Raw genomic sequence first — 22,602 nt, forward strand, 5'->3', positions numbered from 1 at the left:
AATATCCTCATATTTACCCTGGGTGAAGCCGACGTTCTGTGCGTTCTTCCAGACGCCGCCATAAAATGTGTATAACTCGTTAATACGTTTTAATCCGGCTGATCAGCCAGAATAAGACCGCTGCGATAAATACATTAGCCGCTTTATTCGATTAAAAAGCTGATGCATATACTTATCGACGCTTTTGATATGCAGGGGAACAAGATAGATGAAAGGAAGTGCTGTCTGGTATTTAAATCGGCGATAAGCTGGTATTTAGTTTTTTGTTCTGAGGGTTAATGCCTGGGTCTCTTTTGGTAGCGTAAATGACATGTCGCCTGTTCAGAGCTATGAACGTAATATCGGGAAGTTGTGTTTAATTTATGTGCTCTATAAAACTTTCAAAGGGTATTGCCTTTGAGCAGTGTTATATGGAACCTTTTTATGAGTCATTAATTTAACTGACTAACTAATTAACGTCTTCTGCCATTTTTCAACATCTCTATTTTGATACTCCTGCTCATTATTGCGCTGGGAAAATAAAGCATCGTGATGTGCTGATTTAATTAAATAATGATTAAACCGTTCATACCCTGGTTTAAACGCACCTTAGTTTGAGACATTTTTTTGCGTCGTGGTTTCACTTGAACAACTCGCAGTGAGTTACGTTCAGCTATTGATAAAGCGTGTGACCTGTACCTGCCCTGACTGACTGCGATGAGCGTCAATCCGTTAAAAGCCAGACGGGATCAGTTACGATATACTAACTTCGTATAATTGTTCTTATACGAAGTCATGACATAGGGATGGTGCCGGGTTAAGATGGATAGCAGTAAAGTTCGCCCTGAAAATGACAACGCTACGTAAATTCTGACCGGTTATCCCCCTGCTTAGTTCTCAGAATTAACGTAGCGAGATCATCGGCGTCTTTGGTTGATAAGTGAGCAAATATGAGTGAGTTAGTGCCGTTAACCCCTCTGACGGTTGACCGGAATAGCGATATCACCGAGCGGCTCCGGCAGTTCGTTCAGGATAAAGAGGCTTTCTCACCTAACACCTGGCGACAGCTGCTTAGCGTAATGCGAATCTGCAATCGCTGGTCGGAAGATAACCAGCGCAGCTTCCTGCCGATGAGCGCAGACGATTTGCGTGACTATCTCTCTTTTCTGGCTGAAAGCGGCCGGGCCTCCTCAACCGTCACTTCACACGCGGCGTTAATTTCGATGTTACACCGTAACGCCGGATTGCCGGTGCCCAATGTCTCTCCGCTGGTTTTCCGGACGATGAAGAAGATAAACCGTGTGGCGGTGATCAACGGTGAGCGGGCAGGCCAGGCCGTGCCCTTCAGGCTGAGTGACCTGCTGGCGCTGGATAAAGAATGGTCAGGTTCTGATAACCTTCAGGCGCTTCGCGATCTGGCTTTTTTACATGTGGCTTATGCAACGCTATTGCGTATCAGTGAACTGTCGCGTTTGAGGGTGCGGGATGTGATGCGTGCCGGTGATGGTCGCATCATTCTGGATGTGGCATGGACAAAAACTATTGTGCAGACCGGCGGATTGATTAAGGCGCTCAGCGCCCGTTCAACTCAACGACTGGAAGAGTGGATTGAAGCGTCAGGGCTATCCAGCCAGCCTGATGCCTGGCTGTTTACTGCAGTACATCGGTCTGGCCGGCCACTGATTGCCGAAAAGCCGATGAGCACAAGGGCACTGGAACAGATTTTTAGCCGGGCATGGCGCACTGCCGGAAAAGAGGGCGCAGTAAAGGCCAACAAAAATCGCTACACCGGCTGGAGTGGCCACAGCGCCAGGGTAGGAGCTGCGCAGGATATGGCAGATAAAGGTTATCCGATTGCCAGGATCATGCAGGAAGGCACGTGGAAAAAACCAGAAACACTGATGCGCTATATTCGCCATGTGGATGCACACAAAGGTGCCATGGTGGAGTTTATGGAGCAATATGGTGACCCTGATTATCCTGGCTGATGGCTCCTGAAATGAGAATAAAGCCCTTATTCAGGCTGAAGTTATCCACAGAAAAAGTGGACAGCCTGTGTGTAAGCCGGTACGGATTATCGCTGCGGCGGGCATCCATAGCGTTCATCCGGCTGATTTAATTGATTTATTCTTACTGCCATACCGCATGCTGCGAATCTGTCTGCAAAACAGGAGCTGCTATCCATAATAAGGGCATGCTGCAGTGCATGGTCAGACCTGCTTTGGTAAGTATCCGCCTTAGCGAGAAGGATAATGCTTCTGGCGGGGTTAATTGTCATGCTGCCTTTGTCACTGCTCATACGCTAATCATCCCACTATTCTGGCTTCAAATTCGTAAGAACAATTAACAGGACAATCCTCACCTGTCCGCTGCGGCCAGGAATCGCCGGCAGCGGAAAGAGTGAATGTCATCAGTACTTATTTTTACCGGGCAAAGCCTTTCTGCTTATCACAGCCGCCGTGGCAGCCGCTGCAGCTCCCCTTTTCCTCCCTGAGCATGACCGGTATTGACTGCACCCGGCTTCCCGCTTTTCGCAATGCCAGCAGGATGATTCCGTTCAGCACCAGCACAATTATCAGGCAGGTCGCACTAAATGCAGGATGGTCGGCAAAAGTGACGGTCTGGTAAAACAGCGTGGCGGTGGCGTAGGCAATATTGAGTCCCCAGAAGAAGGAGAACATCATCCATTTTTTACCGGCTTCCCGCGCAATAGCCCCCATGACCGAGACGCAGGGAACATAAAGCAGGACAAAAATTAAGTAACTGTAAGCGGCAAAGCCACTGCCAAATTTGGCTGACATCACGCCCATCGAACCAGTCGCCATCTCACCATCGCCTTTACTGGCATCGATGGGATGGGCCAGCGCATCAATTCTGAAGGCAGCCGTTAACCCCGCCCAGGTCTCTGTCAGCGCCTCTTTAAGCTCACCAGGCAGGTCAAAAGCCTGCGGATCAAATTGACTGCTCTGGATTGCCTCTGTGGTGTAAAGGCTGTTGAGCGTGCCAACCACGACCTCTTTCGCCATGATGCCGCTCACCAGCCCCACTGTTGCCTGCCAGTTATCCTGAGTGACCCCAATCGGCAACAGCACGGGGGTGATCGCTTTGCTGGTCGCCGCCAGCGCAGAGTGGTTAATGTCATTAACCATCTGGCCATTAAAGGCAAAACTGCTCAGTACGCCAATCAGCATGCTCACCAGGATAATCACCTGTCCGGCTCGCACCACAAACATTTTCAGCCGTTGCCAGGTCTGCAACAGCAGGCTTTTGAGGTGAGGCCGGTGATAGACCGGCAACTCCATGATAAACGGCGAGGCTTATCCGCCCAGCAGGGTATGCTTAAGCACCAGCCCGGTCGCGATGGCCACCACAATGCCAAGCAGGTAGAGGGAGAAAACCAGGCTGGAACTGTGGGTGTTAAAGAATGCCGCAGCGAAAACCGCAAAAATCGCCAGCCGTGCGCCACATGACATAAAAGGCGCAATCAACACCGTCAGCAGACGCTCACGCGGTGTATCCAGCGTCCGTGTCCCCATGACCGACGGGACATTACAGCCAAAGCCGACAATCAGCGGCACAAAGGATTTTCCCGGCAGGCCCAGTGACTGCATCAGACGATCCATCACAAAAGCGGCGCGCGCCATGTAGCCGGAGTCTTCAAGAAAAGCGAGGAACAGGAACATCAGGCCAATCTGCGGAATGATCGGCAGCACGGTATTGATACCGGCACCGATACCCTGCGCCAGGAAAACCGTCAGCCAGTCAGGGAAGTGGCAGACATAGCCCAGCCATTGCGCACCATGAATGAATATCGCCACCGAACTGCTGTCGAACAGTGGCTGTAGCGCGGCACCAATGTTAATTGAAAGCACGAACATCACATACATCACTGCCAGGAATATCGGAATGCCCAGCCAGCGGTTCAGCACAATTTTATCGATCCTGCGGGTCAGACCGGCGGGCATTGCGTGATGAATGTTACTCACTGCCGCGCAAAGCGCATTGATGGTGCGATAGCGGTAATCGGCAATCTGTACGCCGGTCTCTCCTCCGGCCTGCTGCATAATCTCGGGCAAATGCGGAACCAGCGCCGGACAAAGTTTCTGACTGTTGATATCCCCTTCCAGCAGTTGCAAGGCCAGCCAGTAGCGTTTTTGTGGGGCTATGGCGGCGGGCATCTGTTGGCAGAGCTGCTCAATGGCCGTTTCAATCGCGGCCGGATAACGTACCCGTTCAGGTGCGCGGTAAATATGGGGCTGGTCAATCAGCGCTTTGAGCAGGGCAATGCCATCACCTTTGGTTGAGGTCAGTGAAACGACCGGACATCCGAGATGAGCTGACAGTGCTGCGACATCAATAGTGATGTTCTGGCTGGCGGCAATATCCTGCATGTTCAAAACGACAATGCAGGGCACGCCCAGTTCCAGCAGCTGAAAGGTCAGGAACAGATTACTTTCCAGACTGGAGGCATCGACGACGTTAATCACCACATCGGCGTGATCCTGATAGAGATACTGGCAGGCGATGCTCTCATCTATCGAGCTTTCAGCAGATAGCGTTGTCAGCGATCGGGTGCCTGGCAGATCAATAAGCCTGACATCTGACTGCGCGGTAAAAAATTGACCCTCTTTGCGCTCAACCGTGACGCCAGCCCAGTTCCCGACCCGCTGTCGGGCACCGGTGAGCTGGTTAAACAGCGTGGTTTTGCCGGTATTAGGGTTACCAATCAGCCCGATGGTTATCTTCTTCATCAGACGATTTCCTCCAGGATGATGTCATCCAGGTCACGCTGCCGCACCGCCAGGCTGACACGGCAGGTAGAGATCTGCACCGGATCGCCCATTGGCGCCACGCGAATGATCTCAATAACTGCGCCGGGAAGCATACCCATTGTCAGTAATTTCTGGCGCCAGGCGGAATTTACCGATGGCTGATAGCCAAGGATCCGGTAGGTGCTGCCCATATTCATTGCCATATCACGCCCTGCCTAAAAGTAAGAAGCACTCATTCTATAAATGATACTCGTTTCGGTTTTTGATCTGGCATCGGGCAGGCAGAAGAAAACGGCCGTCAGGGTCAACGGCAGGTCAACAGCGCATTAAATGGGGGTTCTTCCAGGCGCGGGTTCAACAGTTAAAGGCGGATGTGGAGAATGTAGAATCATTCCCGCACTCTAGCAGAGAGTATCCATTTAGTTACATCATTCAATCTGCCGTAAATAACTATTACGGCCCTTCGGGCCGTGCGGGGCGGCTGGTCAATGAGCACTCGGATTCACAGAACGGCTCCGTTCAGGTTTAATCAAAAAAACCAATCTGGCAGGATATCGCCGGTAACGTAATCTGCTCAAATAGGGTGTTGTAACTAAATTGCGGCTGCTGTAATGAAAGAAAGGCGTCCTGGAAGGATCATTTTCACAATGGCAGTGCCCTGATTTTCAGGCCACCACCAGGTGATGAGCGAATAAGGATTACTTAAGAACCCGAACCGTTTTTACATCAATCTCAACACTGTTCCAGTCTTTATCAACTTCACCTTCAAGACGGACTTTATCACTCGGTGATAACGATTGTCCCATCCAGCGCTTGTCATCAATATCGACATTAATCGTTCCGGTAGCATCTTTGAACTCATAAAGTTCATGCCCCACTTGTCTGATGATGTTACCTTCCAGAACGACCCATGCGTCATCACGCAGCGTCTTAACCTGAGCGACAGAAGAGACGCCGGGTGTCGGACCTTTAAATCCGCCCTGAGAATACCCCTGCCCTGCTGGATTAACAAAACCTTCCTGTGCAGCAACTCCAAAACTCATACCGGCAAACAATGCTGCTAAAAGAAACTTTTTCATATTTATCTCCGTTAAAATTGTCGGGCTAATTTACGATGCAGATCTTAACGGGATCTTAAGAAAATTGATTACCTCCATGTGTTTTAAAAATGTAATGAGCATGATGCGCACGATAAATCCGCATCAGAAAAACAATCAAAGTTAAATCCATGTTGTTAACAAAATAAATTGATAGATAAACAGTTACGTGAGAGCTGAACTTTTAACATTCACTGTATTATGGTCATTGTTACGCTTTCACTTTGCATCATTTCTTATAAATCCCATAGCTAACATGTCTGTTAACAGATATTATTTCCTGGCATAGATATATCCCAGTATTAAAACATTATGTATCGCAGTTTTGCTCATTAACTATTTTTTTCTTTTTACAACCACTCAACTGAGTGGTTTTTTTCTATGCCTGGTTCCCGATGATAGTAACAGAACCCAGTAACGCTGCGTATGCAGTGTATCGACAACGGCTCCCATTCGGAATGCAGCCCTTTCTGGCATTAAAAGGGGAAGAATGTTGCCTGATACTGTCTGAACATGCATAAACAGAAGAGGAGAGTGGTGATAGCCTGATGCCTACCCAAACTGACAAGAGATAAAGGAACATGCGTAATTTACCGAAGTTCGGAGATTCGCCAGCGTGAGCCTACGAGTAAATGCGTTTAGTTCAGTCTTTGAACATCAGCCTGTGCTTCTTTCAGATTCATTTTTGCGGATTCGAGCTTAAGTTTCTTTTCCTCTACCTTGCTGGTTTTCTTCCTGATTCTCTCAGTACAAACTTCTGCCTTCGCTTCCGCAAGTACTGGTCGCAAAACAATCAATACCCGCCATGGTTGCTTACTCCTGAGCAACCCATGATATTGATCCAGATCATTATCATCCTGATAAAGAGGCAAACAGCCGGATTGTTAGCATGTCGTTTAACAATCACAGCGAATAATGCCGCATCTTCTTAAAAAGAAACGACAGGAAAGTAAAATGACATCTTTTAATTCTGGCAAGAAATTCGCTTTTGCTATTGCGATGATAACTTCTGTTATGTCCCTTTCCGCCTGCTCAAGCAATTATGTGATCTCCACCAACGATGGGCACATGATTACGACTCATGGCAAACCCGCAAAAGATAAAGAAACAGGCATGATCTCTTATAAAGACACGGATGGAAACATGCATCAGTTACAACAGCACGATGTTAAAGAGATTGTGCAAAAGTAATCCTGCTTTAATAGCAATCTTAATCATTATCCTGAAAATCTGATTCTGTGAAAAACTGAGCAATGAAAATTTCTGTAATTGGCTTTGGCTTATTATTGTGTGCATCCTCCTCAGCCATGGCCATTGGCCTGAATGCCGAACAAAGTAAAAACACCTCGGTACTGGACGCAGAAATCGGCCGTTCATCCGGCGGGCTTTATGTTGATGGTCAGTGGATCAAAAATACGGCGGATGGTGTTCAGATTGGTCAGGCGGGTACCGGTTATAACCTTGAAATTGGACCTGTGATGCTGACGGCTGGCGTTAAAGCCGCTTACATCGGCGGCAAAAAAGGAGATAACGGCGTTGCGTTTCCTGTTGGCGGCGGTGTGAAAATCAATCTGCCCGCTAATTTTGCGTTGTATGGAGAAGGTTATTCCGCCCCGGAACAGCTGACCAACAGCGTTAAGAATTTCGTTGAGGCCAATGGCGGTGTCAGCTGGTCACCTGTGGATCCACTGGTGTTAAAAGTGGGCTATCGCTATGCGGGTGTTGATGGCAAAGATGGACGTCCGGGTCATACCCTGATCGATGGTCCCTATATCGGTGGCGGCCTGACATTTTAACGTCGGATGACTCTTCCCTTTTTTTGTGGTGAGGAAACCCTGCCGATCGGTTTCCTTACTCAATCACTCGTCTCAACTCAGGCGGGGAGCACTGAGAAACAGATTATGAAACCTCTTATGCTGATGTTATTTACTCTCTGTCTGACCGGATGTGTGCAGTATAAATGGGTCAAGCCAGATGCATCTGAACAGCAGGAAACAATAACGGAAACAGCCTGTCGGGCCCAGGCACTGCGGGATTTACCCCCTGACAATGTCGTTAGCGGTAAATACACCTCAAAAGACAGTAAATATAAAACCACTGACACCGATTACTCCACCAGCGACGCCAATGAAAGCCAGCGAGAGATACTGGTTAAAGATTGTATGTTTAAAAGAGGCTGGCAACAGATCGAGGTACAGCAATAGCCCCATTCCCCTGACTGAGGCCAGGTCAATCCCTGGCCAGCTTTGATCAGCGTCAGAGGTCAGGTTCAGGTTTTATTTCTGTATCATCCTCTTGCCGATCAGTACGCTGCCGCCGGCACCGTTCCGAGCAATACAACACCTCGTCCCAGCATCGTTCCCACTTTTTTCGCCATGACATCGGTTTATTACACGTTTTGCAGTAGCGAACCGGTAATGACTTTTTATTGCCTTTGAACACGCCAGTCTCTCCTGAAAACCCCTTATAACGCTGACAATAGCGTCTCTTATACAGTTTAGCTTGCTTGTGAGTAAGTATTGAGGGCAATTGAGATCGCACTGTTTACCGCTTCATCGGCGCATAAGGCAATATGGTACCCGGATGATGTGGCTCAGGTTTCCTTGATTAGCGGAAAGCCTCTCTGGCCCCATACGGCGGCTAAAAAGTCATTACGCCCCTAAATAATCAATCCAGGGTCATACAGGTCACGCGTGAATCTGACTGTTTTATCCCCCTTTACTGGGGTTTGTCTCTCCAGGCTTTTAAAACAAAGCCATAACCCGTCTGGTGATGATCGCCTTAACCAGAACGTTATTTAAGTGATAAATTAATCTGATTTCATGGCCTTAGATATTGTCTGAATAAATCAGCCGCCTGATGGTTATTTTTTAGTAATTTTGCTATGCGTCCTTTACAACCCTATTATGGTGGCCTCATGGACATATCCAGCCTTATCTGGAGAAGTATGCACGGTGACTGCCTCTCGGAACAAAGCAGGTCCGCGATTAGCGAAGCGATTCTGCTGGAAAAGCGGCGTGAAAGCCTGGTTTATCCATAACGTAACTAAATTATTGAGCATCATCAGATGAGGCACCTTTTTGACATTTTGAGCGAAGAGTGTAAAAAAAAGAGTAACTTTACTTTTGTTTAAGGGTCTTACGTTAATTACAGTTTAAACTCTTTGAGAAAGCGATTAATATGTTGGCGTTGAACTATCGGTTCTGTATTTTGATTCTTCGAAGGCAAGCATCTTAAAAAAGCAGGTCTGACGAAAAGCATCAGCGTGAACCCGCTCTGTATTTTATTATCTGAACATGACTATGGTGACTTTGATGAGTGACACTCTCAACAGCTTGAATAATATCCGTACCCTTCGCGCAAACGCTCGCGAGCTTGACCTTGCTGCCCTGGAAGAAATGCTGGAAAAACTGTCGGTTGTGGTGAGTGAGCGACGTGAGGAAGCACAGGCTTCTGAAGCAGCTAATCGTGAAAAAGCTGAGAAACTGGCAAAGTACCGTGAATTACTGTTGCAGGAAGGTATCGATCCTAACGAACTGTTAAATGGTATGCCGACTGCACCAGCCGTGAAGAAAAAACGCGCGCCTCGTCCGGCTAAATATCAGTACACCGACGAAAATGGTGAGGTTAAGCAGTGGACTGGCCAGGGCCGTACCCCATCTGCTATTAAATCTGCCATTGATGCAGGTAAATCGCTGGATGATTTCCTGATTTAATCCAGTATGCATAATGAAACACCGCCTGCATCAGGCAGGCGGTTTTTTCACCATAAATGGTCAGGTTCAAGCATCTCAATTACCGGCCAGCCTGTACCCTTTCCTTTCTCATCTTGTTATTGTCTCTCCATCCATAATCCTGCTCAGGCGTTACCCTGAACTCAATAACTGAAAAGCTTTACGCAGTCACGCAACAGGTAATGGGTTTCATTCTGTTCTCTCAACCGCTTTATTTATTCAGCGATTGCGTGTGGCGGCTGTGATAATTTCCAGTCCGATCTGCTGACCATAAGAGAGCTCTAGCGTATTGCCATCAGGATCGGCAAAAAATGCCCAGTAGCCGACTGGCACACCAGATTGCTGCGCGTCGCGTCGCAACACACCTTCGAGCCGTGCGAGTGCCACTTTTTCATCTATCTCTTCACGGCTGCTACAGGCCACCCCTATATGACCAAATAGACCCAGCGGCGTATCTACACTGTTGTCAGATTGCACCAGCACCAGCGCAAAAGGTCGGGTTAAATCCGACAGCCACGCCACTTTCTGTGCTTCAGGAATGCCAGGTTCACGCTGATGTATCACCTGCATCCCGGCATAACGCTGATAAAAATCTACGCTCTTCTCTAAATCCCGTACCTGTAAAGCAAGATGAGTGAAACCGGTATCGTTTGACATGGCCGCTCCCTGTTTAAGTTGAGCAGTCACCATGCCACAGGCAGGATTCAGGATTTGATCACGGATGCTCAGCCGCTACGTTCTTCACACATGGCCTGGTTACGCCCTGCCCATTTCGCGTGATACAAAGCCTCATCCGCGCGCGCTATCAGCGATTCTTTTTCCTGTTGTGAGTCTGAAGCAAGATAGACGGCGCAGCCTGCACTCAGGGTGACGTGCTTTTGCGGCAGTTCCGTGGTGAGATGCGGAATATCGAGCCTGTTAACAGCGTCGATGATCGATTCAGCGAAGTTCAACGCGGCTGACAACGGCTGTCCGGGCAAAATAATGGCAAACTCTTCGCCGCCATATCGGGCCGTAAGTTCGTTTTTGCGGCGGGCGGCGTTCTTCAGAACAGTAGCCACTTTTTTCAGGCAGTCGTCACCCGCCACATGGCCGTAGGTATCGTTGAAACGTTTAAAATAATCGATATCGAGCAGGATCAATGACACGGGCAGGCCACTGTGCTCCGCGTTCTGCAGGCATTCAGTCAGCATGTGATCAAAATGGCGCCGGTTGGCAACACCCGTCAGCCCGTCACTCTGAGCCAGATTTTCCAGTGCGCGATTAGCCGCGGTCAGGTCATCGCGTAATCGGGTCAGCTCAAGCTGATAACGCAGTGTATGCCGTGCCTGACGCAGTACAAATGCACCCAGTAAAAGAATAACAATCAGCAGCGCCAGGCTCAGAATCAGATCATGTACCCAGCTTTTGAGCCAGTGGTTAAACAGCGCGCGCTTGTCATATCCCGCGGCCACCACCAGCGGGTATCGCTGTGAGCGGACAAAGCCAAAGATGCGTTTTTTACCATCAAGCGCAGCGGTCCACTGACCGCTGCCTTTATCCGCATGGGCCAGCATCCTGAGGAAAAGCGGACTCACTGAGAGGTTTTTGCCGATGTAGCTATCCGGCATCGGACGGGCGTAAAGCACGGTACTGTCTGCCAGCATCAGTACCAGTACATCGCCTTCGCTAAGTTCATAATAGCTGTAGAAACGGCGGAAATAGTCCACTTTGACGGTGGCGAGTAAGACACCCCGAAAGCCGTTAAAGGCATCGTTCACACGCAGCGTAACCGGGATCACCAGCTCGTGAGTGGTGCGGCTGCGAAGCACCGGGCCGACGTGCAGGGTATCGCGCGGGCTGGTGCGGTGATAATCGAAATATTCACGATCGGAATTATTGATGTCAGGCGGTATCCGGCTCATAGAAGTGGCTATCCATTTCCCCTGCGCATCATAGTAGAATAAGCCATGTAGTTGTGGCAGGTGGCTCTGCAACAGGCGCATCGTCTGGCTCAGCGCCTCGCCATCTACACCGGTTGTGGCAATCTGCTTTTCGAGCTCGCGTTGCACCTCGCGCAAAGAGAGCTCGGTCTGCAAAAATGTATCGTCCGCCTGGCGCGCCTGTGACAGCGACAGATTAACCGCCGTATCTTCAGCTTTATCGACGGTTTCATTCCAGTCTTCCCGCAGCGTCCACACATTTAAGCCAATCACCGCCACGCTGAGCAATACGCCTGAAAGGATAATACTTCTTAGCAGCGGCGAGATTTTTGGCGCTGAACCCTCATTTTTTTGGCGAAACTTCATGCCTGTCCTTAATAAACCCTGTTGACTGATTTAAGCACAGTTAATCAAAAGCAAAAATGCAAATCCCACAATCCTGTTTCAACAATGATAATCCGCAATTAACCAGCAGATTTCGCTTAAAATTTCTTCTTTGTTGGTTCAACCAGCACCCTTAATAGAGGATTAATAGCGAATAAGGCTACACTAGCGCTTCAAATATCACGTGGGTAAATGTTACCCTTGCCAGCTGAATAATTTGCACTTCATTGATTAAGTTGAGTATTTGAGGATTTGTTATGAGTAAGAACCTGAGCAGCCTGAACAATATCCGCACGCTTCGTGCAGAGGCGCGCAATATGGCTTTAGATATGCTGGAAGAGTTACGCCAGAAATTAGAGACCGTGGTAAATGAACGTCGTGAAGAGGAAAACGCGCGGGCAGCGGAAGCCCGTGAGAAAGCAGAAAAACTGGCGTTCTACCAGGAGCTGTTAATGGAAGAAGGGATTAACCCGGCGGAGCTGGTGAATAGCGCATCCCCCTCGGTAACCGGCAAAAAGAAACGCGCAAAGCGTCCGGCGAAATACCGTTACAATGACGAAAATGGTCAGGTTCGTTACTGGACGGGTCAGGGCCGAACGCCCTCCGTAATTAAGGCGGCCATTGAAAACGGCCAGTCGCTGGATGATTTCCTGCTGTAGTCGCATTTATTTCTGCCGGAATAGTGACCGTCATTACGCGGGAATATTCCGGCAGGCAAAGTCACAGGCGCAGAAATTCATCCGGGCCTGGTCACTCATCGTCCTGTCGTAATGTCTCATCACTCATCACCGGATGCGGCCCCCGAAATGTCCGGCGCCACTCGCTGGGAGAGACGCCAAACCGGGATTTAAAACGCTGACGAAATGACACGGGCGAATCAAAACCCGCCTTTTCTGCCACACATTCAATGCTGATGCCGGTGGTTTCGAGTAATAGCTGGCTGCGTTGCAGACGCTCTGCTGTCAGCCACTCTCCCAGGGACATGCCTGTCGCCTTGTGAAAATGACGCGTCAGCGTTCGCCTGCTCATGCCAAGCGTCCGCGAAAGTGAGTCAAGATCCTGCGGCTGATGCAGATTCTGTCGCAGGGACGCCAGCAACGCGTTGATCTTACTGTCACGCGTTGTTTCCGGAACCGGCCGCTCAATGAACTGCGCCTGACCGCCTTCACGGTAAGGCGGCACCACCATGCGTCTGGCTACCCGATTAACCATGGCGCTGCCATAGTGGTGACGGATGATATCCAGGCAGCAGTCGATGCCCGCCGCGGTGCCGGCAGAAGTGATCAGACGAGTGTCCCGGGTATAAAGAGCATTACTGTCGAGGTGAACCTGCGGAAAGCGCTCGCAGAAGTCACGCTCAAATTCCCAGTGAGTGGCAGCACGATGCTTATCGAGCAAACCTGCATAAGCCAGTACGTAAGTGCCCAGACATAGTCCAACGATCTCTGCGCCGCGCTGCCAGGCTGCCACCAGCTTATCAAGCAGCGCCTGCGCAGGTTTTTCAGCCGGATTATGCCAGTAGGGCACGATAATAATGTCCGCCTGATCAAGCGGGTCAAGACCCTGTTCCACCGTAATTGACAACCCCATCTCTGAGATGACCGGGCCTGGTTTCAGTGCGCAGATATCGACATGAAACAGATCCGGCTGCGGCAGGGCTGAGCCGAACAGAATACAGGGAACTGAAAAATGAAACGGACTAAAACCGGCCGTTGCCAGCACCGCGACTCTCAGAGCAGCCATCCTCTCCCCCTTATTGTGTGAAAGCGTAGTGTTGAGAACTCACGGCACAATTGTGCCGGTTTAGTGCCACGACGCTCAGAACGTCATTGTTTCACCATCTTCCGGGATCAGCACCTGGTCAGCAATACCCTGTTCGGTAGTCCAGGCTCGCAGCTCTGCGCGCGTCAGCAAACAGTGGTTGATCGCCTCCATGTGTGAGGCAACCAGCGTTGCGTCAGGCAGGATATTCAGCGTGCGCTGGGTATCCTCTTTTCCCATGATAATCGGCCCATAGAGATCGTTGGTTGCATTGCCGATATTCATTACCACCACCTGCGGCTGAAAACGTTGCAGCGCTCTGACATAGGGTTTGACCCATACGGTATCGCCAGCTATATAGAGGGTTTTTTCTGCCGGATGGGTAAAGACCAGGCCACAGGCGTCACCCAGAATATCGCCCATCACTTTGTCGGCATATAACGCATTGCTGCCGTGCTGACCGTCGGTTTTATAAATCGTCAGGCCATCAACAAACGGATTCTCATCCTGCAGCACGCGAACATTTTCAAACCCCTGCGAACGAATCAGCGCTGCATCCGTTTCATCCTGGCTGTAGATCATCATCGTCTTCGGCACTAGCTGCTGCGCAGCCTCATCCCAGTGATCCATATGCGTGTGGGTGATAATAACCGCATCGACTGCCAGCAGTGCAGCGACCGGGACAGGCAGCTCAACCATCGGATTTCTCAGATGGGGACGGGCATTTCCGGCAAACCCGGGCCAGGCCTCTTTTTCGGCCAGCATCGGGTCGATCAGGAATTTTTTGCCTGCATAGTCCAGTAGCAGGGTGGCATTACGAATCTGGGTCAGCTTCATTTTGGCTCCGTAAACAGTCTCAGTGCAATCAGCCAGGCTTACTGGCTACCATCAGGTTAATTTACGGCACTGTTTACCTGCGCGTAACAGGCTCAAAGGACAGTGTTCGATGGAGTCGGGCCAAACTGCACTATTTTCTTGTGGCAGGGTATCTATCGGTGCTGGCGTCGCGACGAGACAGCCCTGAATGTTCAGGAATGGCAGGCGTTCCGGAAGTTGCTTTTAACTCTTTACCGACAACGATAACGCTTTCTTCCGGTGTCTGTTTAAAGCATTGCCGGTTAAGGTATTAGTAGCTCTGGCGCGTCCCGGACCTGTGTTCTGATTATCAACCTTTGACAGGAGAGTCTGTGAACGACTTATGGAAATTGCACTGGCTTGAGGCATCGGGTGATGTTGGGCCCTATAAATCGTCAATAGTCAGGGCCGCTGAGCTCGCCTGCGAGCACCTCTCCTCCGTGACACGTGTCCCTCGTCTGGATATTCTGGTTCAGTGCATGCCGGAGGCAGTAATACCTGAAACCGGTTTTGCAGGCCGGGCTTACGGGCCCACCCTGTTCGGCCTGGCCATTGACCCGGCAAATCCGAATCTGCCCGGGATGCTGGAAAATGGCACGCTGGTGCGGCATATCGTGCATGAAGTCCATCACTGTTTGCGAATGCGCGGGCCGGGATATGGCTGGACGCTGGGTGAAGCGCTGGTCAGCGAAGGTCTGGCGGGTCAGTTCGTCTGCTGGCTGCTTAAAACGGCAGCAGAGCCCTGGGAGCAAGCCATAGAGCTAAGCGAGTTGCAGGCTAATCCAGTGCCGCTGACCACGCTGCAAAGTCCTCATTATGATCATTCTGCCTGGTTCTTCGGCACGGGTGACTTTCGCCGATGGTATGGCTATACGTTGGGCTACCAGATGGTTGCCGCATGGCGACGTGATAACGCGGAATGCGCTACAGAGAAATGGTTCAGCGTGACAGCCGATGAGGTGATTGCCGCGGGGCTGGCTAAGGGATTGCTGACAAATTGAGGATAAAAAAATGCCGCAGCAGGCTGCGGCATGTCATTTCAGATTCGCATCAGAAATCGGCTTTCAGAACCACACGGTAATTGGCTTTACCGGCGCGAACGTGATCCAGCGCTTTATTGATGTCAGACATCGGGAAGAACTCAACCTGTGGCGCAATATCCGCACGCGAGGCGAGTCGCAGCAGCGAACGCAGCTGGCCTGGTGAGCCGGTTGATGAACCGGTCACCGCTTTGTCGCCCAGGATCAGATCAAAAGCACTCACTTCAATCGGCTTCATCACGGCACCCACGGTGTGGAATTTACCCTGAGGTGCCAGCGCAGCGAAATAAGGTTTCCAGTCCAGGTCGACCGCCACAGTACTCAGGATCAGGTCAAAACGGCCTGCCTGCTTTTTCAGAGCTTCTGGATCACGGCTGTTAACCACTTCATCCGCGCCCATATCCAGGATCGACTGCTTCTTATCTGGCGTTGAGCTGAATGCCACCACTTCGGCACCCATCGCGTGCAGGATCTTGATTGCGATATGGCCAAGTCCGCCGATACCAATCACACCCACACGGCTGGTTGCCGTGATGTTGCTCATCAGCAGCGGTTTAAACACGGTGATACCGCCACACAGCAGCGGACCGGCGCTCGCCACATCCAGTTTTTCTGGCAGCGGAATAACCCATTGCCAGTCAGCACGCAGCTTCTCGGCAAAACCACCTTTGTTCATGATGGTCGGGATGCTGCCCTGCTGACAGTTAACCTGCTCGCCGTTAATACAGGCATCGCAGTGCTGACAGCTTTTTGCTGTCCAGCCGATTCCTACACGCTGGCCGACTGAAAGACCTTTGTTCTTAGCCGCTTCGCCCAGGGCTGAAACCCGGCCAATCACTTCATGTCCTGCAATCACCGGGAACTGAGAGATGCCCCACTCGTTGTCGATCATCGACAGATCTGAGTGGCAGACGCCACAATATTCGACCTGGACTTCGACTTCTTCGGCTGCCAGTTCGGCGGCATCGTACTCATAGAGTTCAAGGGCCTGGCCAGCCTGCATGGCTGCATAACTTTTAATTTTCATTCATACCTCTGCGTGGTTAATCACCGACAAGTGTAACAACTGAAAGCCCGCCCTGCCTGGTCGTTACGCTTACACCGCACTTTTTTGTCTTTTATGCTGATAAATCAGCCCTTAACCTGCGCACCGGAAAGAGTTTGTAACACCTTGAGCTGCGTGACGGCTTCCTGCATCGCATCCATCCCCTGCGTCAGTTCACGCAGGCTGCCGAGATGCTTCGCAATGTCAGCGCGCTCATGTCGCGTCTGTTGATTCATGGCCGCCAGCGTATCGGCTGCACTGATACTGCGCTCTGCCATCTGGGCGGCGGTCTGCGCCGAATCACTGGCCACCAGCCGGATACGTGAGATGGTGCTGACTGCCTCACCGATGTTACTGGCCGTAGCTTCAGCCTGCTCTTTTGAGGAGTGCGCCAGACGACGAACTTCGCCCGCGACCACAGCAAATCCCCGCCCAGCCTCGCCTGCACGAGCCGCTTCTACTGCGGCATTCAGCGCCAGGATATTGGTCTGGAAAGCAATATTGCTGATGCCATGCGTAATCTCATTGATGCCGTTGGAAATTTTCTCCAGATCGTCCAGACCATCATCCAGCCGGCCCTGCGCCTGCTGACTCTCGGTGGCGATGTTACTGATGTTACGGATACTGCTCTCTGCCAGGCTCAGGGTTTCTCCCTGGCTCTGAGTGGCTGTTTCCAGCACCGGCAGCGCCTCCATCAGCGGCGTCAGCGCCTGCTGATAAGTGATAACCCGATCCAGCACCCGCGTCTGGATGCTGTTCAGCGCTTCCCAGCGGCGCAACGCTCGCTGCGCGTAGTGTGCCGCGTAGCCGGCGTACTCTACCGGGAACTGGCTCATCGCTTTGACGTCATGATTAAAGAACACCAGCGCGGAGAGCGTCTGATTGATGGGCACACCCAGGATTTCGCCGAAGCTGGAAAAACCGGCGGCGGCAATGCCTTTGAAGAAATGGGCATTATGCAGCTTATCGGCATTACCGACACGGCGCAGGATACAGTCGTTCATCAGGATCGCCGCGGGTTTGCCATGCTGAGCGGTAAAAGCCTGCCACTCCTGCTGCGTCGTCTGTTTAAAGTCTTTCTCTTCCATCAGGAACAGTCGATCGCCAAACTCAAGATCGCAGAAAAAGTGTACGCCGCCCGATTCAATTTTGGCGATCGAGCGAATAAAGTACTCGCCGCCAACTTTAACGCCAAAAGTGAGTCCCTTTAGCCGTTCGCTCAGTTGCGCTTCGTTGCAGTTGAGATGTTCACACAGCGCCGCAACAAACGATTGCTGCTGCCCCTGGCGGTTAAATACTGACGTTACAGTACGCGCAACCGGATCGGCTTCAGCAATCAGCCAGCTCTGATCGCGTGGCGTAAAGTTCTGGCTTTTAAAAGGAGCAAATGATTTTCCTGACGCCATCTGGCAGAACACAATCACAGCCTTGCCCTGCAACACCCTGCCACCTGTACCAATCCAGGTGCCATCAAAGGTGATTTTACCCCCGGCAGAACCGCCAATCGCCAGGCAGGGAAAGCGCCCGCTGTTATACCAGGCCTGCATCAGAAAGCCTTCGGATGCCGATAATCCGTCGCAGTAAATCATGGCGAAAGTACGATCGGCCGAGAGCGGCATCCGCACTTGCAAGCGCGCCAGCTCCTGCTGGATGGCGGTGATGCGCTGGCTGGCCGTCTGCGTGTCGGCGACATGCAGATCAACAATATGCGTCTCATGGCGTGCGATCAGTGTGTCCGGCAGCCAGAGGTAGCTTCCCTCCGGGCCATTGCCATCACAGTAGGTGCTTTGCGATCTGCTGCTGCTCAGCGCGCCGTTGGAAGAGAGCGTCAATACCGTCAGGTCGGCGGAATTGAATCGCTGCCAGGCCTGACTGACCCGCTGAAAATCGGCTTCAGGCGGAACGAAGGTCATCAGGATGCCGCCCGCCCGCGAGCTTAAACCCACGGAGGCCAGTGAATCTGGCAACGCACGACAATCGTAGGTGCCATTGGCAGGCTGACTGCTACGCCTAAGACGGGCAACAGGCAGGTGTCTTTTGATCGTCTTAATGATCGACATATTATTATTTTCGCTTTTATTTGAGTAATTTGCGCTTAAATTAGCGCTTTCTGGTGTGTATAAAAGGAGGGCTAAAAGCAGGTCCGTTCGCGTTCAGAACTCGTCGCGGAGTGCCGGGTTCATCAATGATCGGCGCACTCAACGCCTGTTGGTTATCGCCAGTAGCGGGAAAACCTTTAACGATTGCTGCAGTTGGTTTAATGGATGAAGATGTTATATTTTCGTAGCATAAAATAAGCTTTAGCGTGATTTTACCGGGAAGATATAAGGCTGTGCGGGTGACTGATGTTTACTGTTTGCGATACAGACTCATCAGTGCGACAATTGTAATGTCAAGTGTAAATACAAAGGAACTCGCTATGGGCACAATTAACATTCGAATCGATGATGACCTGAAGACACGATCCTATGCTGCGCTCGAAAAAATGGGTGTGACTCCTTCTGATGCGCTGCGCCTGATGCTTGAATATATTGCAGATAATGAACGTCTTCCCTTTAAGCAAACGTTACTCAGTGACGAAGATGCGGCGTTAGTAGACATAGTTAAAGAACGCCTGCGAAACCCTGAGCCTGTCCGGGTCACACTGGATGACCTTTAATGACCTGGCAACTGGAGTTCGATCAGAGGGCACTGAAAGAGTGGCGCAAGCTGGGCCCGACAGTACGTGAACAGCTTAAAAAGAAGCTGGCTGAGTGTCTTGAGTCACCCAGAATTGAGGCGAACAAACTCAGCGGGATACCTGACTGCTATAAGATCAAGCTAAAGTCATCCGGTTATCGACTTGTATACCAGGTTATTGATGACCGGGTGGTGGTTTTTGTGGTGGCTGTCGGGAAAAGAGAGCGCTCAGAGGTTTATTCTGCCGCTTCCAGGCGTCTCTCTTAAACAGGCGACTTCACCGCTAACAAACAAAGCGGCGCTATTCCTGTTTACCTGTCACTCTGCTGGTTCCAGTGCTGTTCGCAGCGCTCCCGAGCTTCGGCAGGCAGGTCGCGTAAATCTGGCAGCGTGTCGCCGGAACCGTAGCCCATTGATCCCCACGCTTCCTGCTGTTCATCCTGCGCGGCGAACGTGATTTTCTCATCCAGCTGCTGCCAGCTATCGCCCTGCTGCCGGTAGATCACAGCAAAAGTGGGCGTCTGTGCATCATCGCCGTAAATTTCATATTTCTGCTTCTGCTCGTCAGAGCCCAGCTCAAGCGTGTCGATTAAGGTCGCATTACTCATAGCACTCTCCTTGTTCGTCAGGTCTGTAAGCGTAGTTCATCACCTAGGGCCCTGCCGACACTATCCCCTGCTAAAAATTAAAATCTTATATATCAATAATTTAAGTCTGTGCATTTGCATAAACGAAGCGGGCGACTATGCTTGCAGATGTGACTAGCTAGTCCTTTTTATCTAATGGAACATTGATATGAGGTCTTCCTATGACACAACAGAAATACAGAGGTGGTGCCGGCAATTTTGCCAACGATCCAGAACGGGCGAGTGAAGCTGGCAGTGCAGGAGGCAAGGCCAGTGGGGGCAATTTCAAAAACGATCCTGAAAAAGCCAGGGAAGCCGGTCGGAAAGGAGGCAAAATTAGTCGCCGTCCTTCTAAGTAATTCTGAATAAAGCGCTTTAGGACGTATTACGCCATGGAATGGCATCTATTCCAATAAGTTTCATCATGCCCCCTCTTTTAGCCTTAATGCCTCTCTGACCAGGGTAAATGCGGGTGAATGTTGCTTGCGGCTGGGATAGTAGAGGTAATAGCCGGGAAACGGCTCGCACCAGCGCTCCAGCACGCGGATTAAGGTGCCCTGCTCCAGCCCTTCTGCGACTTCCTGCTCAGGCAGGAAAGCGATCCCCAGCCCGGCGAGAGCCGCTTCTGCAATGTGTGCCGAAGTGTTGAACGTCAGTTGTCCATCTACCCGCACATTTAACGGCCCCTCTTCACCGTCAAACTCCCAGACGTACAACCCACCCGCTGTGGCCTGCCGCATATTAATGCAGTTGTGATGCAGCAGATCCTGCGGAACCTGCGGCGCAGCATGACGACGAAAGTAGTCGGGCGTGGCCACCGCAGCCATCCGTAATGGCGGGCTTATCGGCATCGCCACCATGTCTTTATCAATGGTGTCTCCCATCCTGACCCCTGCATCAAATCGATCGGCCACGATATTGCGTAAGCCATGATTAGCATCGAACTCAAGCCGGATATCAGGATAAGCCGCCAGCAATGGCGTCAGCTTTGGCATCAGGAGTGAGCTCAGAATATGCGGCCCGCAGGTGATCCGTACCGTGCCGGCTGGCTTGTCCCGCATCGCGGTCAGCATATCCAGTTCCGCCTCAATTTCATCGAACCGATTGCCAATCGCCTGGATTAACCGTTCACCCGCCGCGGTCGGTGAGACGTTACGGGTCGTGCGGGTAAGCAGCCGAATCTCCATCCGGTTTTCCAGCGCGGTAATGGTCTGACTTAACGCGGGCTGCGTCACGCCCAGCAGCGCTGCCGCGCGGGTAAAGCTGCCCTCACGCGCCACGGTAATAAAAGCCTGCAGGTCATTCATGTTGCGCTTCATACTGCACTCCCGCCGATAGATTTATAAGTTCTGGTTATAACCCCATTAAGGATTCATTAGCTAGTCAATATAAAGCGAAACAGTAAAATTTCCTGAGTTCATCAGCACCGCAAACAATGAAACAGGACACAACATGACTTCCACGGAAACAACTGACTGTTCCCCCCGGCATAAAGAAGCGCACTGGGGTGGTGTATGGGCAATGACGCTGTGTGTATTCGCGCTCATCGCCTCTGAATTCATGCCGGTCAGCCTGTTATCGCCGTTATCACAAGATCTGGCGGTCAGCGAAGGTCTGGTCGGACAGGGCATCGCTATCTCCGGCGCACTGGCAGTGATCACCAGCCTCTCAATAACCCGCATCGCAGGGAACCTCGACCGCAAAATTCTGTTGCTGGCGCTCACGCTGGTAATGGCACTATCCGGATTGATGGTGGCGATGGCACCCAACTATCTGACTTACATGACTGGCCGGGCATTGATTGGCGTGGTGATTGGCGGTTTCTGGTCGATGTCAGCGGCGGTCGCTATCCGGCTGGTCCCTACCGGGCAGGTGCCGCGCGCGCTGGCCATTTTCAACGGCGGCAATGCGCTGGCGACGGTTATCGCTGCACCGCTGGGCAGCTATCTCGGTTCTGTCATTGGCTGGCGCGGGGCTTTTTTCAGCCTGGTGCCAGTAGCCTTGATCGCCCTGATCTGGCAGGCGTTCACGCTGCCATCGATGCCGGTCAACTCGGCCCGGCAGCGCAGCGGAAAAATTCTGCAGTTGCTGCGTTCGCCGCTGGTTACGGTGGGTATGACCGCCTGCGGCCTGCTCTTTATGGGTCAGTTCACCCTGTTTACCTATCTCCGTCCGTTTCTGGAAACCGTGACGCAGGTTGACGTTTCTGCGCTGTCGCTGGTGCTGCTGACCATTGGTGTCGCCGGCTTTATCGGCACGCTGATTATCGGTGCTGTTTTGCAGCGCGGATTCTATCTGACCCTGATGATTATCCCGTTGATTATGGCGCTGGTTGCGATGCTGCTCATGGTGTTCGGTCATCACCTGTGGCTGGTGGCGCCACTGCTTGGCATCTGGGGACTGGTGGCAACAGCGGCACCAACCGGATGGTGGGCCTGGATCGCCAGAACCTTTCCGGAAAATGCCGAGACCGGCGGCGGATTAATGGTGGCCATCGTACAGCTGTCGATTGCTTTGGGGTCGACGCTGGGTGGCCTGGCCTTTGACCATGCAGGCTGGCAGACCACCTTTGGCATCAGCGCCACATTACTGGTCACTGCCGCCGGACTGGCGATGATCACCGCCCGTAAGGAAAGCGCTGCCTGATAGCAGATGTGTTGTTTAACCGGGCAACCCGTTGCCCTCACGTCGTCAACCCCGATAAGGAT

The 22,602-nt window shown here is 51.5% G+C and carries 22 protein-coding genes and 1 pseudogene; 11 read left to right on the top strand and 12 right to left on the bottom strand.

The window, feature by feature from the left end; all coding sequences use genetic code 11:
- The first annotated feature begins 929 nt into the window (after window positions 1-929).
- Window positions 930-1,967: a tyrosine-type recombinase/integrase gene (locus tag HFD95_RS17940; RefSeq protein ID WP_010671927.1), complete on the top strand. Its 1,038-nt coding sequence runs from the start codon at window positions 930-932 to the stop codon at window positions 1,965-1,967.
- Window positions 1,968-2,402: 435 nt separating this feature from the next.
- Here HFD95_RS17940 and feoB read toward each other — a convergent pair.
- The 3 genes and pseudogenes from feoB to HFD95_RS17955 all read right to left on the bottom strand — a co-directional run bounded on the left by feoB (window position 2,403) and on the right by HFD95_RS17955 (window position 5,830).
- Window positions 2,403-4,730, bottom strand: a pseudogene (feoB, locus tag HFD95_RS17945) (Fe(2+) transporter permease subunit FeoB).
- Window positions 4,730-4,954, bottom strand: a complete 225-nt coding sequence (locus tag HFD95_RS17950; RefSeq protein ID WP_167430572.1) for a FeoA domain-containing protein — start codon at window positions 4,952-4,954, stop codon at window positions 4,730-4,732. The pseudogene feoB and the gene HFD95_RS17950 overlap by 1 nt, the downstream one beginning before the upstream one ends.
- 495 nt (window positions 4,955-5,449) lie before the next feature.
- On the bottom strand, window positions 5,450-5,830 hold the full coding sequence (locus HFD95_RS17955) for a YgiW/YdeI family stress tolerance OB fold protein (protein WP_010257071.1): 381 nt from the start codon (window positions 5,828-5,830) through the stop codon (window positions 5,450-5,452).
- Between the two features lie 972 nt (window positions 5,831-6,802).
- On the opposite strand from HFD95_RS17955, the gene HFD95_RS17960 reads away from it, so the two are divergent.
- The 3 genes from HFD95_RS17960 (at window position 6,803) to HFD95_RS17970 (ending at window position 8,052) form a co-directional block, all read left to right on the top strand.
- Window positions 6,803-7,039 carry a YgdI/YgdR family lipoprotein gene (locus HFD95_RS17960; RefSeq protein WP_010257065.1) on the top strand — a complete coding sequence of 79 codons (237 nt, stop codon included), beginning with the start codon at window positions 6,803-6,805 and terminating at the stop codon, window positions 7,037-7,039.
- A gap of 62 nt (window positions 7,040-7,101) precedes the next feature.
- Window positions 7,102-7,644 (top strand): YfaZ family outer membrane protein, encoded by a 543-nt coding sequence (locus HFD95_RS17965; protein ID WP_033770122.1) that lies wholly within the window; start codon window positions 7,102-7,104, stop codon window positions 7,642-7,644.
- A 105-nt stretch (window positions 7,645-7,749) separates the two neighbouring features.
- The gene (locus tag HFD95_RS17970) at window positions 7,750-8,052 is read left to right on the top strand and encodes a hypothetical protein (protein WP_029519489.1); all 303 of its coding nucleotides are present in this window, start codon (window positions 7,750-7,752) and stop codon (window positions 8,050-8,052) included.
- 52 nt (window positions 8,053-8,104) lie between these two features.
- Here HFD95_RS17970 and HFD95_RS17975 read toward each other — a convergent pair whose 3' ends face one another.
- Complete coding sequence (locus HFD95_RS17975) at window positions 8,105-8,290, bottom strand: DUF2256 domain-containing protein (protein ID WP_010671932.1); 186 nt, start codon at window positions 8,288-8,290, stop codon at window positions 8,105-8,107.
- A gap of 872 nt (window positions 8,291-9,162) precedes the next feature.
- Between HFD95_RS17975 and HFD95_RS17980 the strand changes: the two genes are divergently transcribed.
- Window positions 9,163-9,564: an H-NS family nucleoid-associated regulatory protein gene (locus HFD95_RS17980; protein WP_010257055.1), complete on the top strand. Its 402-nt coding sequence runs from the start codon at window positions 9,163-9,165 to the stop codon at window positions 9,562-9,564.
- A 237-nt stretch (window positions 9,565-9,801) separates the two neighbouring features.
- Here HFD95_RS17980 and HFD95_RS17985 read toward each other — a convergent pair whose 3' ends face one another.
- Together HFD95_RS17985 and HFD95_RS17990 are read right to left on the bottom strand one after the other, a co-directional pair.
- Window positions 9,802-10,239: a VOC family protein gene (locus HFD95_RS17985; protein ID WP_167430573.1), complete on the bottom strand. Its 438-nt coding sequence runs from the start codon at window positions 10,237-10,239 to the stop codon at window positions 9,802-9,804.
- A gap of 68 nt (window positions 10,240-10,307) precedes the next feature.
- Window positions 10,308-11,870 carry a sensor domain-containing diguanylate cyclase gene (locus HFD95_RS17990; RefSeq protein ID WP_022624258.1) on the bottom strand — a complete coding sequence of 521 codons (1,563 nt, stop codon included), beginning with the start codon at window positions 11,868-11,870 and terminating at the stop codon, window positions 10,308-10,310.
- Window positions 11,871-12,145: 275 nt separating this feature from the next.
- On the opposite strand from HFD95_RS17990, the gene HFD95_RS17995 reads away from it, so the two are divergent.
- Window positions 12,146-12,547 carry an H-NS family nucleoid-associated regulatory protein gene (locus HFD95_RS17995; protein WP_010257048.1) on the top strand — a complete coding sequence of 134 codons (402 nt, stop codon included), beginning with the start codon at window positions 12,146-12,148 and terminating at the stop codon, window positions 12,545-12,547.
- 91 nt (window positions 12,548-12,638) lie between these two features.
- On the opposite strand, the gene HFD95_RS18000 is transcribed toward HFD95_RS17995, so the two are convergent.
- Both HFD95_RS18000 and HFD95_RS18005 read right to left on the bottom strand, forming a co-directional pair.
- Window positions 12,639-13,631, bottom strand: a complete 993-nt coding sequence (locus HFD95_RS18000; protein WP_167430574.1) for a GlxA family transcriptional regulator — start codon at window positions 13,629-13,631, stop codon at window positions 12,639-12,641.
- Between the two features lie 75 nt (window positions 13,632-13,706).
- A complete protein-coding gene (locus HFD95_RS18005) occupies window positions 13,707-14,486 on the bottom strand; it encodes an MBL fold metallo-hydrolase (protein ID WP_010671936.1) in 780 nt (259 codons plus the stop codon).
- Between the two features lie 350 nt (window positions 14,487-14,836).
- Between HFD95_RS18005 and HFD95_RS18010 the strand changes: the two genes are divergently transcribed.
- On the top strand, window positions 14,837-15,505 hold the full coding sequence (locus HFD95_RS18010) for a DUF2268 domain-containing putative Zn-dependent protease (protein ID WP_031292291.1): 669 nt from the start codon (window positions 14,837-14,839) through the stop codon (window positions 15,503-15,505).
- A gap of 49 nt (window positions 15,506-15,554) precedes the next feature.
- On the opposite strand, the gene HFD95_RS18015 is transcribed toward HFD95_RS18010, so the two are convergent.
- Window positions 15,555-16,571 carry an NAD(P)-dependent alcohol dehydrogenase gene (locus tag HFD95_RS18015; RefSeq protein ID WP_010257039.1) on the bottom strand — a complete coding sequence of 339 codons (1,017 nt, stop codon included), beginning with the start codon at window positions 16,569-16,571 and terminating at the stop codon, window positions 15,555-15,557.
- A gap of 104 nt (window positions 16,572-16,675) precedes the next feature.
- Window positions 16,676-18,649: a methyl-accepting chemotaxis protein gene (locus HFD95_RS18020; protein ID WP_167430575.1), complete on the bottom strand. Its 1,974-nt coding sequence runs from the start codon at window positions 18,647-18,649 to the stop codon at window positions 16,676-16,678.
- 359 nt (window positions 18,650-19,008) lie between these two features.
- Between HFD95_RS18020 and HFD95_RS18025 the strand changes: the two genes are divergently transcribed.
- Window positions 19,009-19,248 carry a type II toxin-antitoxin system RelB/DinJ family antitoxin gene (locus tag HFD95_RS18025; RefSeq protein WP_010257033.1) on the top strand — a complete coding sequence of 80 codons (240 nt, stop codon included), beginning with the start codon at window positions 19,009-19,011 and terminating at the stop codon, window positions 19,246-19,248.
- Entirely contained in the window at window positions 19,248-19,535 is a 288-nt protein-coding gene (locus tag HFD95_RS18030; protein WP_010257030.1) for a type II toxin-antitoxin system RelE/ParE family toxin, read from the top strand. Before HFD95_RS18025 ends, HFD95_RS18030 begins: the two co-directional genes overlap by 1 nt.
- Before the next feature lie 44 nt (window positions 19,536-19,579).
- Here HFD95_RS18030 and HFD95_RS18035 read toward each other — a convergent pair whose 3' ends face one another.
- Entirely contained in the window at window positions 19,580-19,876 is a 297-nt protein-coding gene (locus HFD95_RS18035) for a hypothetical protein (RefSeq protein ID WP_167430576.1), read from the bottom strand.
- Window positions 19,877-20,076: 200 nt separating this feature from the next.
- Here HFD95_RS18035 and HFD95_RS18040 point away from each other — a divergent pair, with 200 nt between their 5' ends.
- On the top strand, window positions 20,077-20,253 hold the full coding sequence (locus HFD95_RS18040) for a general stress protein (protein WP_010257023.1): 177 nt from the start codon (window positions 20,077-20,079) through the stop codon (window positions 20,251-20,253).
- A gap of 63 nt (window positions 20,254-20,316) precedes the next feature.
- On the opposite strand, the gene HFD95_RS18045 is transcribed toward HFD95_RS18040, so the two are convergent.
- Window positions 20,317-21,213 carry a LysR family transcriptional regulator gene (locus HFD95_RS18045; RefSeq protein ID WP_010257019.1) on the bottom strand — a complete coding sequence of 299 codons (897 nt, stop codon included), beginning with the start codon at window positions 21,211-21,213 and terminating at the stop codon, window positions 20,317-20,319.
- Window positions 21,214-21,415: 202 nt separating this feature from the next.
- Between HFD95_RS18045 and HFD95_RS18050 the strand changes: the two genes are divergently transcribed.
- Entirely contained in the window at window positions 21,416-22,540 is a 1,125-nt protein-coding gene (locus tag HFD95_RS18050) for an MFS transporter (protein WP_243208642.1), read from the top strand.
- The last annotated feature ends 62 nt before the right edge of the window (window positions 22,541-22,602 follow it).

This window comes from Pantoea sp. EKM10T (assembly GCF_011800685.1).
GTDB classification, from domain to species: Bacteria; Pseudomonadota; Gammaproteobacteria; order Enterobacterales; family Enterobacteriaceae; genus Pantoea; species Pantoea agglomerans.

Excerpts from the sequence above, each read along its gene's own strand:
- HFD95_RS17940 (WP_010671927.1), top strand. The coding sequence starts at position 930 with ATGAGTGAGTTAGTGCCGTTAACCCCTCTGACGGTTGACCGGAATAGC.
- HFD95_RS17950 (WP_167430572.1), bottom strand. The coding sequence starts at position 4,954 with ATGGCAATGAATATGGGCAGCACCTACCGGATCCTTGGCTATCAGCCA.
- HFD95_RS17955 (WP_010257071.1), bottom strand. The coding sequence starts at position 5,830 with ATGAAAAAGTTTCTTTTAGCAGCATTGTTTGCCGGTATGAGTTTTGGA.
- HFD95_RS17960 (WP_010257065.1), top strand. The coding sequence starts at position 6,803 with ATGACATCTTTTAATTCTGGCAAGAAATTCGCTTTTGCTATTGCGATG.
- HFD95_RS17965 (WP_033770122.1), top strand. The coding sequence starts at position 7,102 with ATGAAAATTTCTGTAATTGGCTTTGGCTTATTATTGTGTGCATCCTCC.
- HFD95_RS17970 (WP_029519489.1), top strand. The coding sequence starts at position 7,750 with ATGAAACCTCTTATGCTGATGTTATTTACTCTCTGTCTGACCGGATGT.
- HFD95_RS17980 (WP_010257055.1), top strand. The coding sequence starts at position 9,163 with ATGAGTGACACTCTCAACAGCTTGAATAATATCCGTACCCTTCGCGCA.
- HFD95_RS17985 (WP_167430573.1), bottom strand. The coding sequence starts at position 10,239 with ATGTCAAACGATACCGGTTTCACTCATCTTGCTTTACAGGTACGGGAT.
- HFD95_RS17990 (WP_022624258.1), bottom strand. The coding sequence starts at position 11,870 with ATGAAGTTTCGCCAAAAAAATGAGGGTTCAGCGCCAAAAATCTCGCCG.
- HFD95_RS17995 (WP_010257048.1), top strand. The coding sequence starts at position 12,146 with ATGAGTAAGAACCTGAGCAGCCTGAACAATATCCGCACGCTTCGTGCA.
- HFD95_RS18000 (WP_167430574.1), bottom strand. The coding sequence starts at position 13,631 with ATGGCTGCTCTGAGAGTCGCGGTGCTGGCAACGGCCGGTTTTAGTCCG.
- HFD95_RS18005 (WP_010671936.1), bottom strand. The coding sequence starts at position 14,486 with ATGAAGCTGACCCAGATTCGTAATGCCACCCTGCTACTGGACTATGCA.
- HFD95_RS18015 (WP_010257039.1), bottom strand. The coding sequence starts at position 16,571 with ATGAAAATTAAAAGTTATGCAGCCATGCAGGCTGGCCAGGCCCTTGAA.
- HFD95_RS18020 (WP_167430575.1), bottom strand. The coding sequence starts at position 18,649 with ATGTCGATCATTAAGACGATCAAAAGACACCTGCCTGTTGCCCGTCTT.
- HFD95_RS18025 (WP_010257033.1), top strand. The coding sequence starts at position 19,009 with ATGGGCACAATTAACATTCGAATCGATGATGACCTGAAGACACGATCC.
- HFD95_RS18030 (WP_010257030.1), top strand. The coding sequence starts at position 19,248 with ATGACCTGGCAACTGGAGTTCGATCAGAGGGCACTGAAAGAGTGGCGC.
- HFD95_RS18035 (WP_167430576.1), bottom strand. The coding sequence starts at position 19,876 with ATGAGTAATGCGACCTTAATCGACACGCTTGAGCTGGGCTCTGACGAG.
- HFD95_RS18040 (WP_010257023.1), top strand. The coding sequence starts at position 20,077 with ATGACACAACAGAAATACAGAGGTGGTGCCGGCAATTTTGCCAACGAT.
- HFD95_RS18045 (WP_010257019.1), bottom strand. The coding sequence starts at position 21,213 with ATGAAGCGCAACATGAATGACCTGCAGGCTTTTATTACCGTGGCGCGT.
- HFD95_RS18050 (WP_243208642.1), top strand. The coding sequence starts at position 21,416 with ATGACGCTGTGTGTATTCGCGCTCATCGCCTCTGAATTCATGCCGGTC.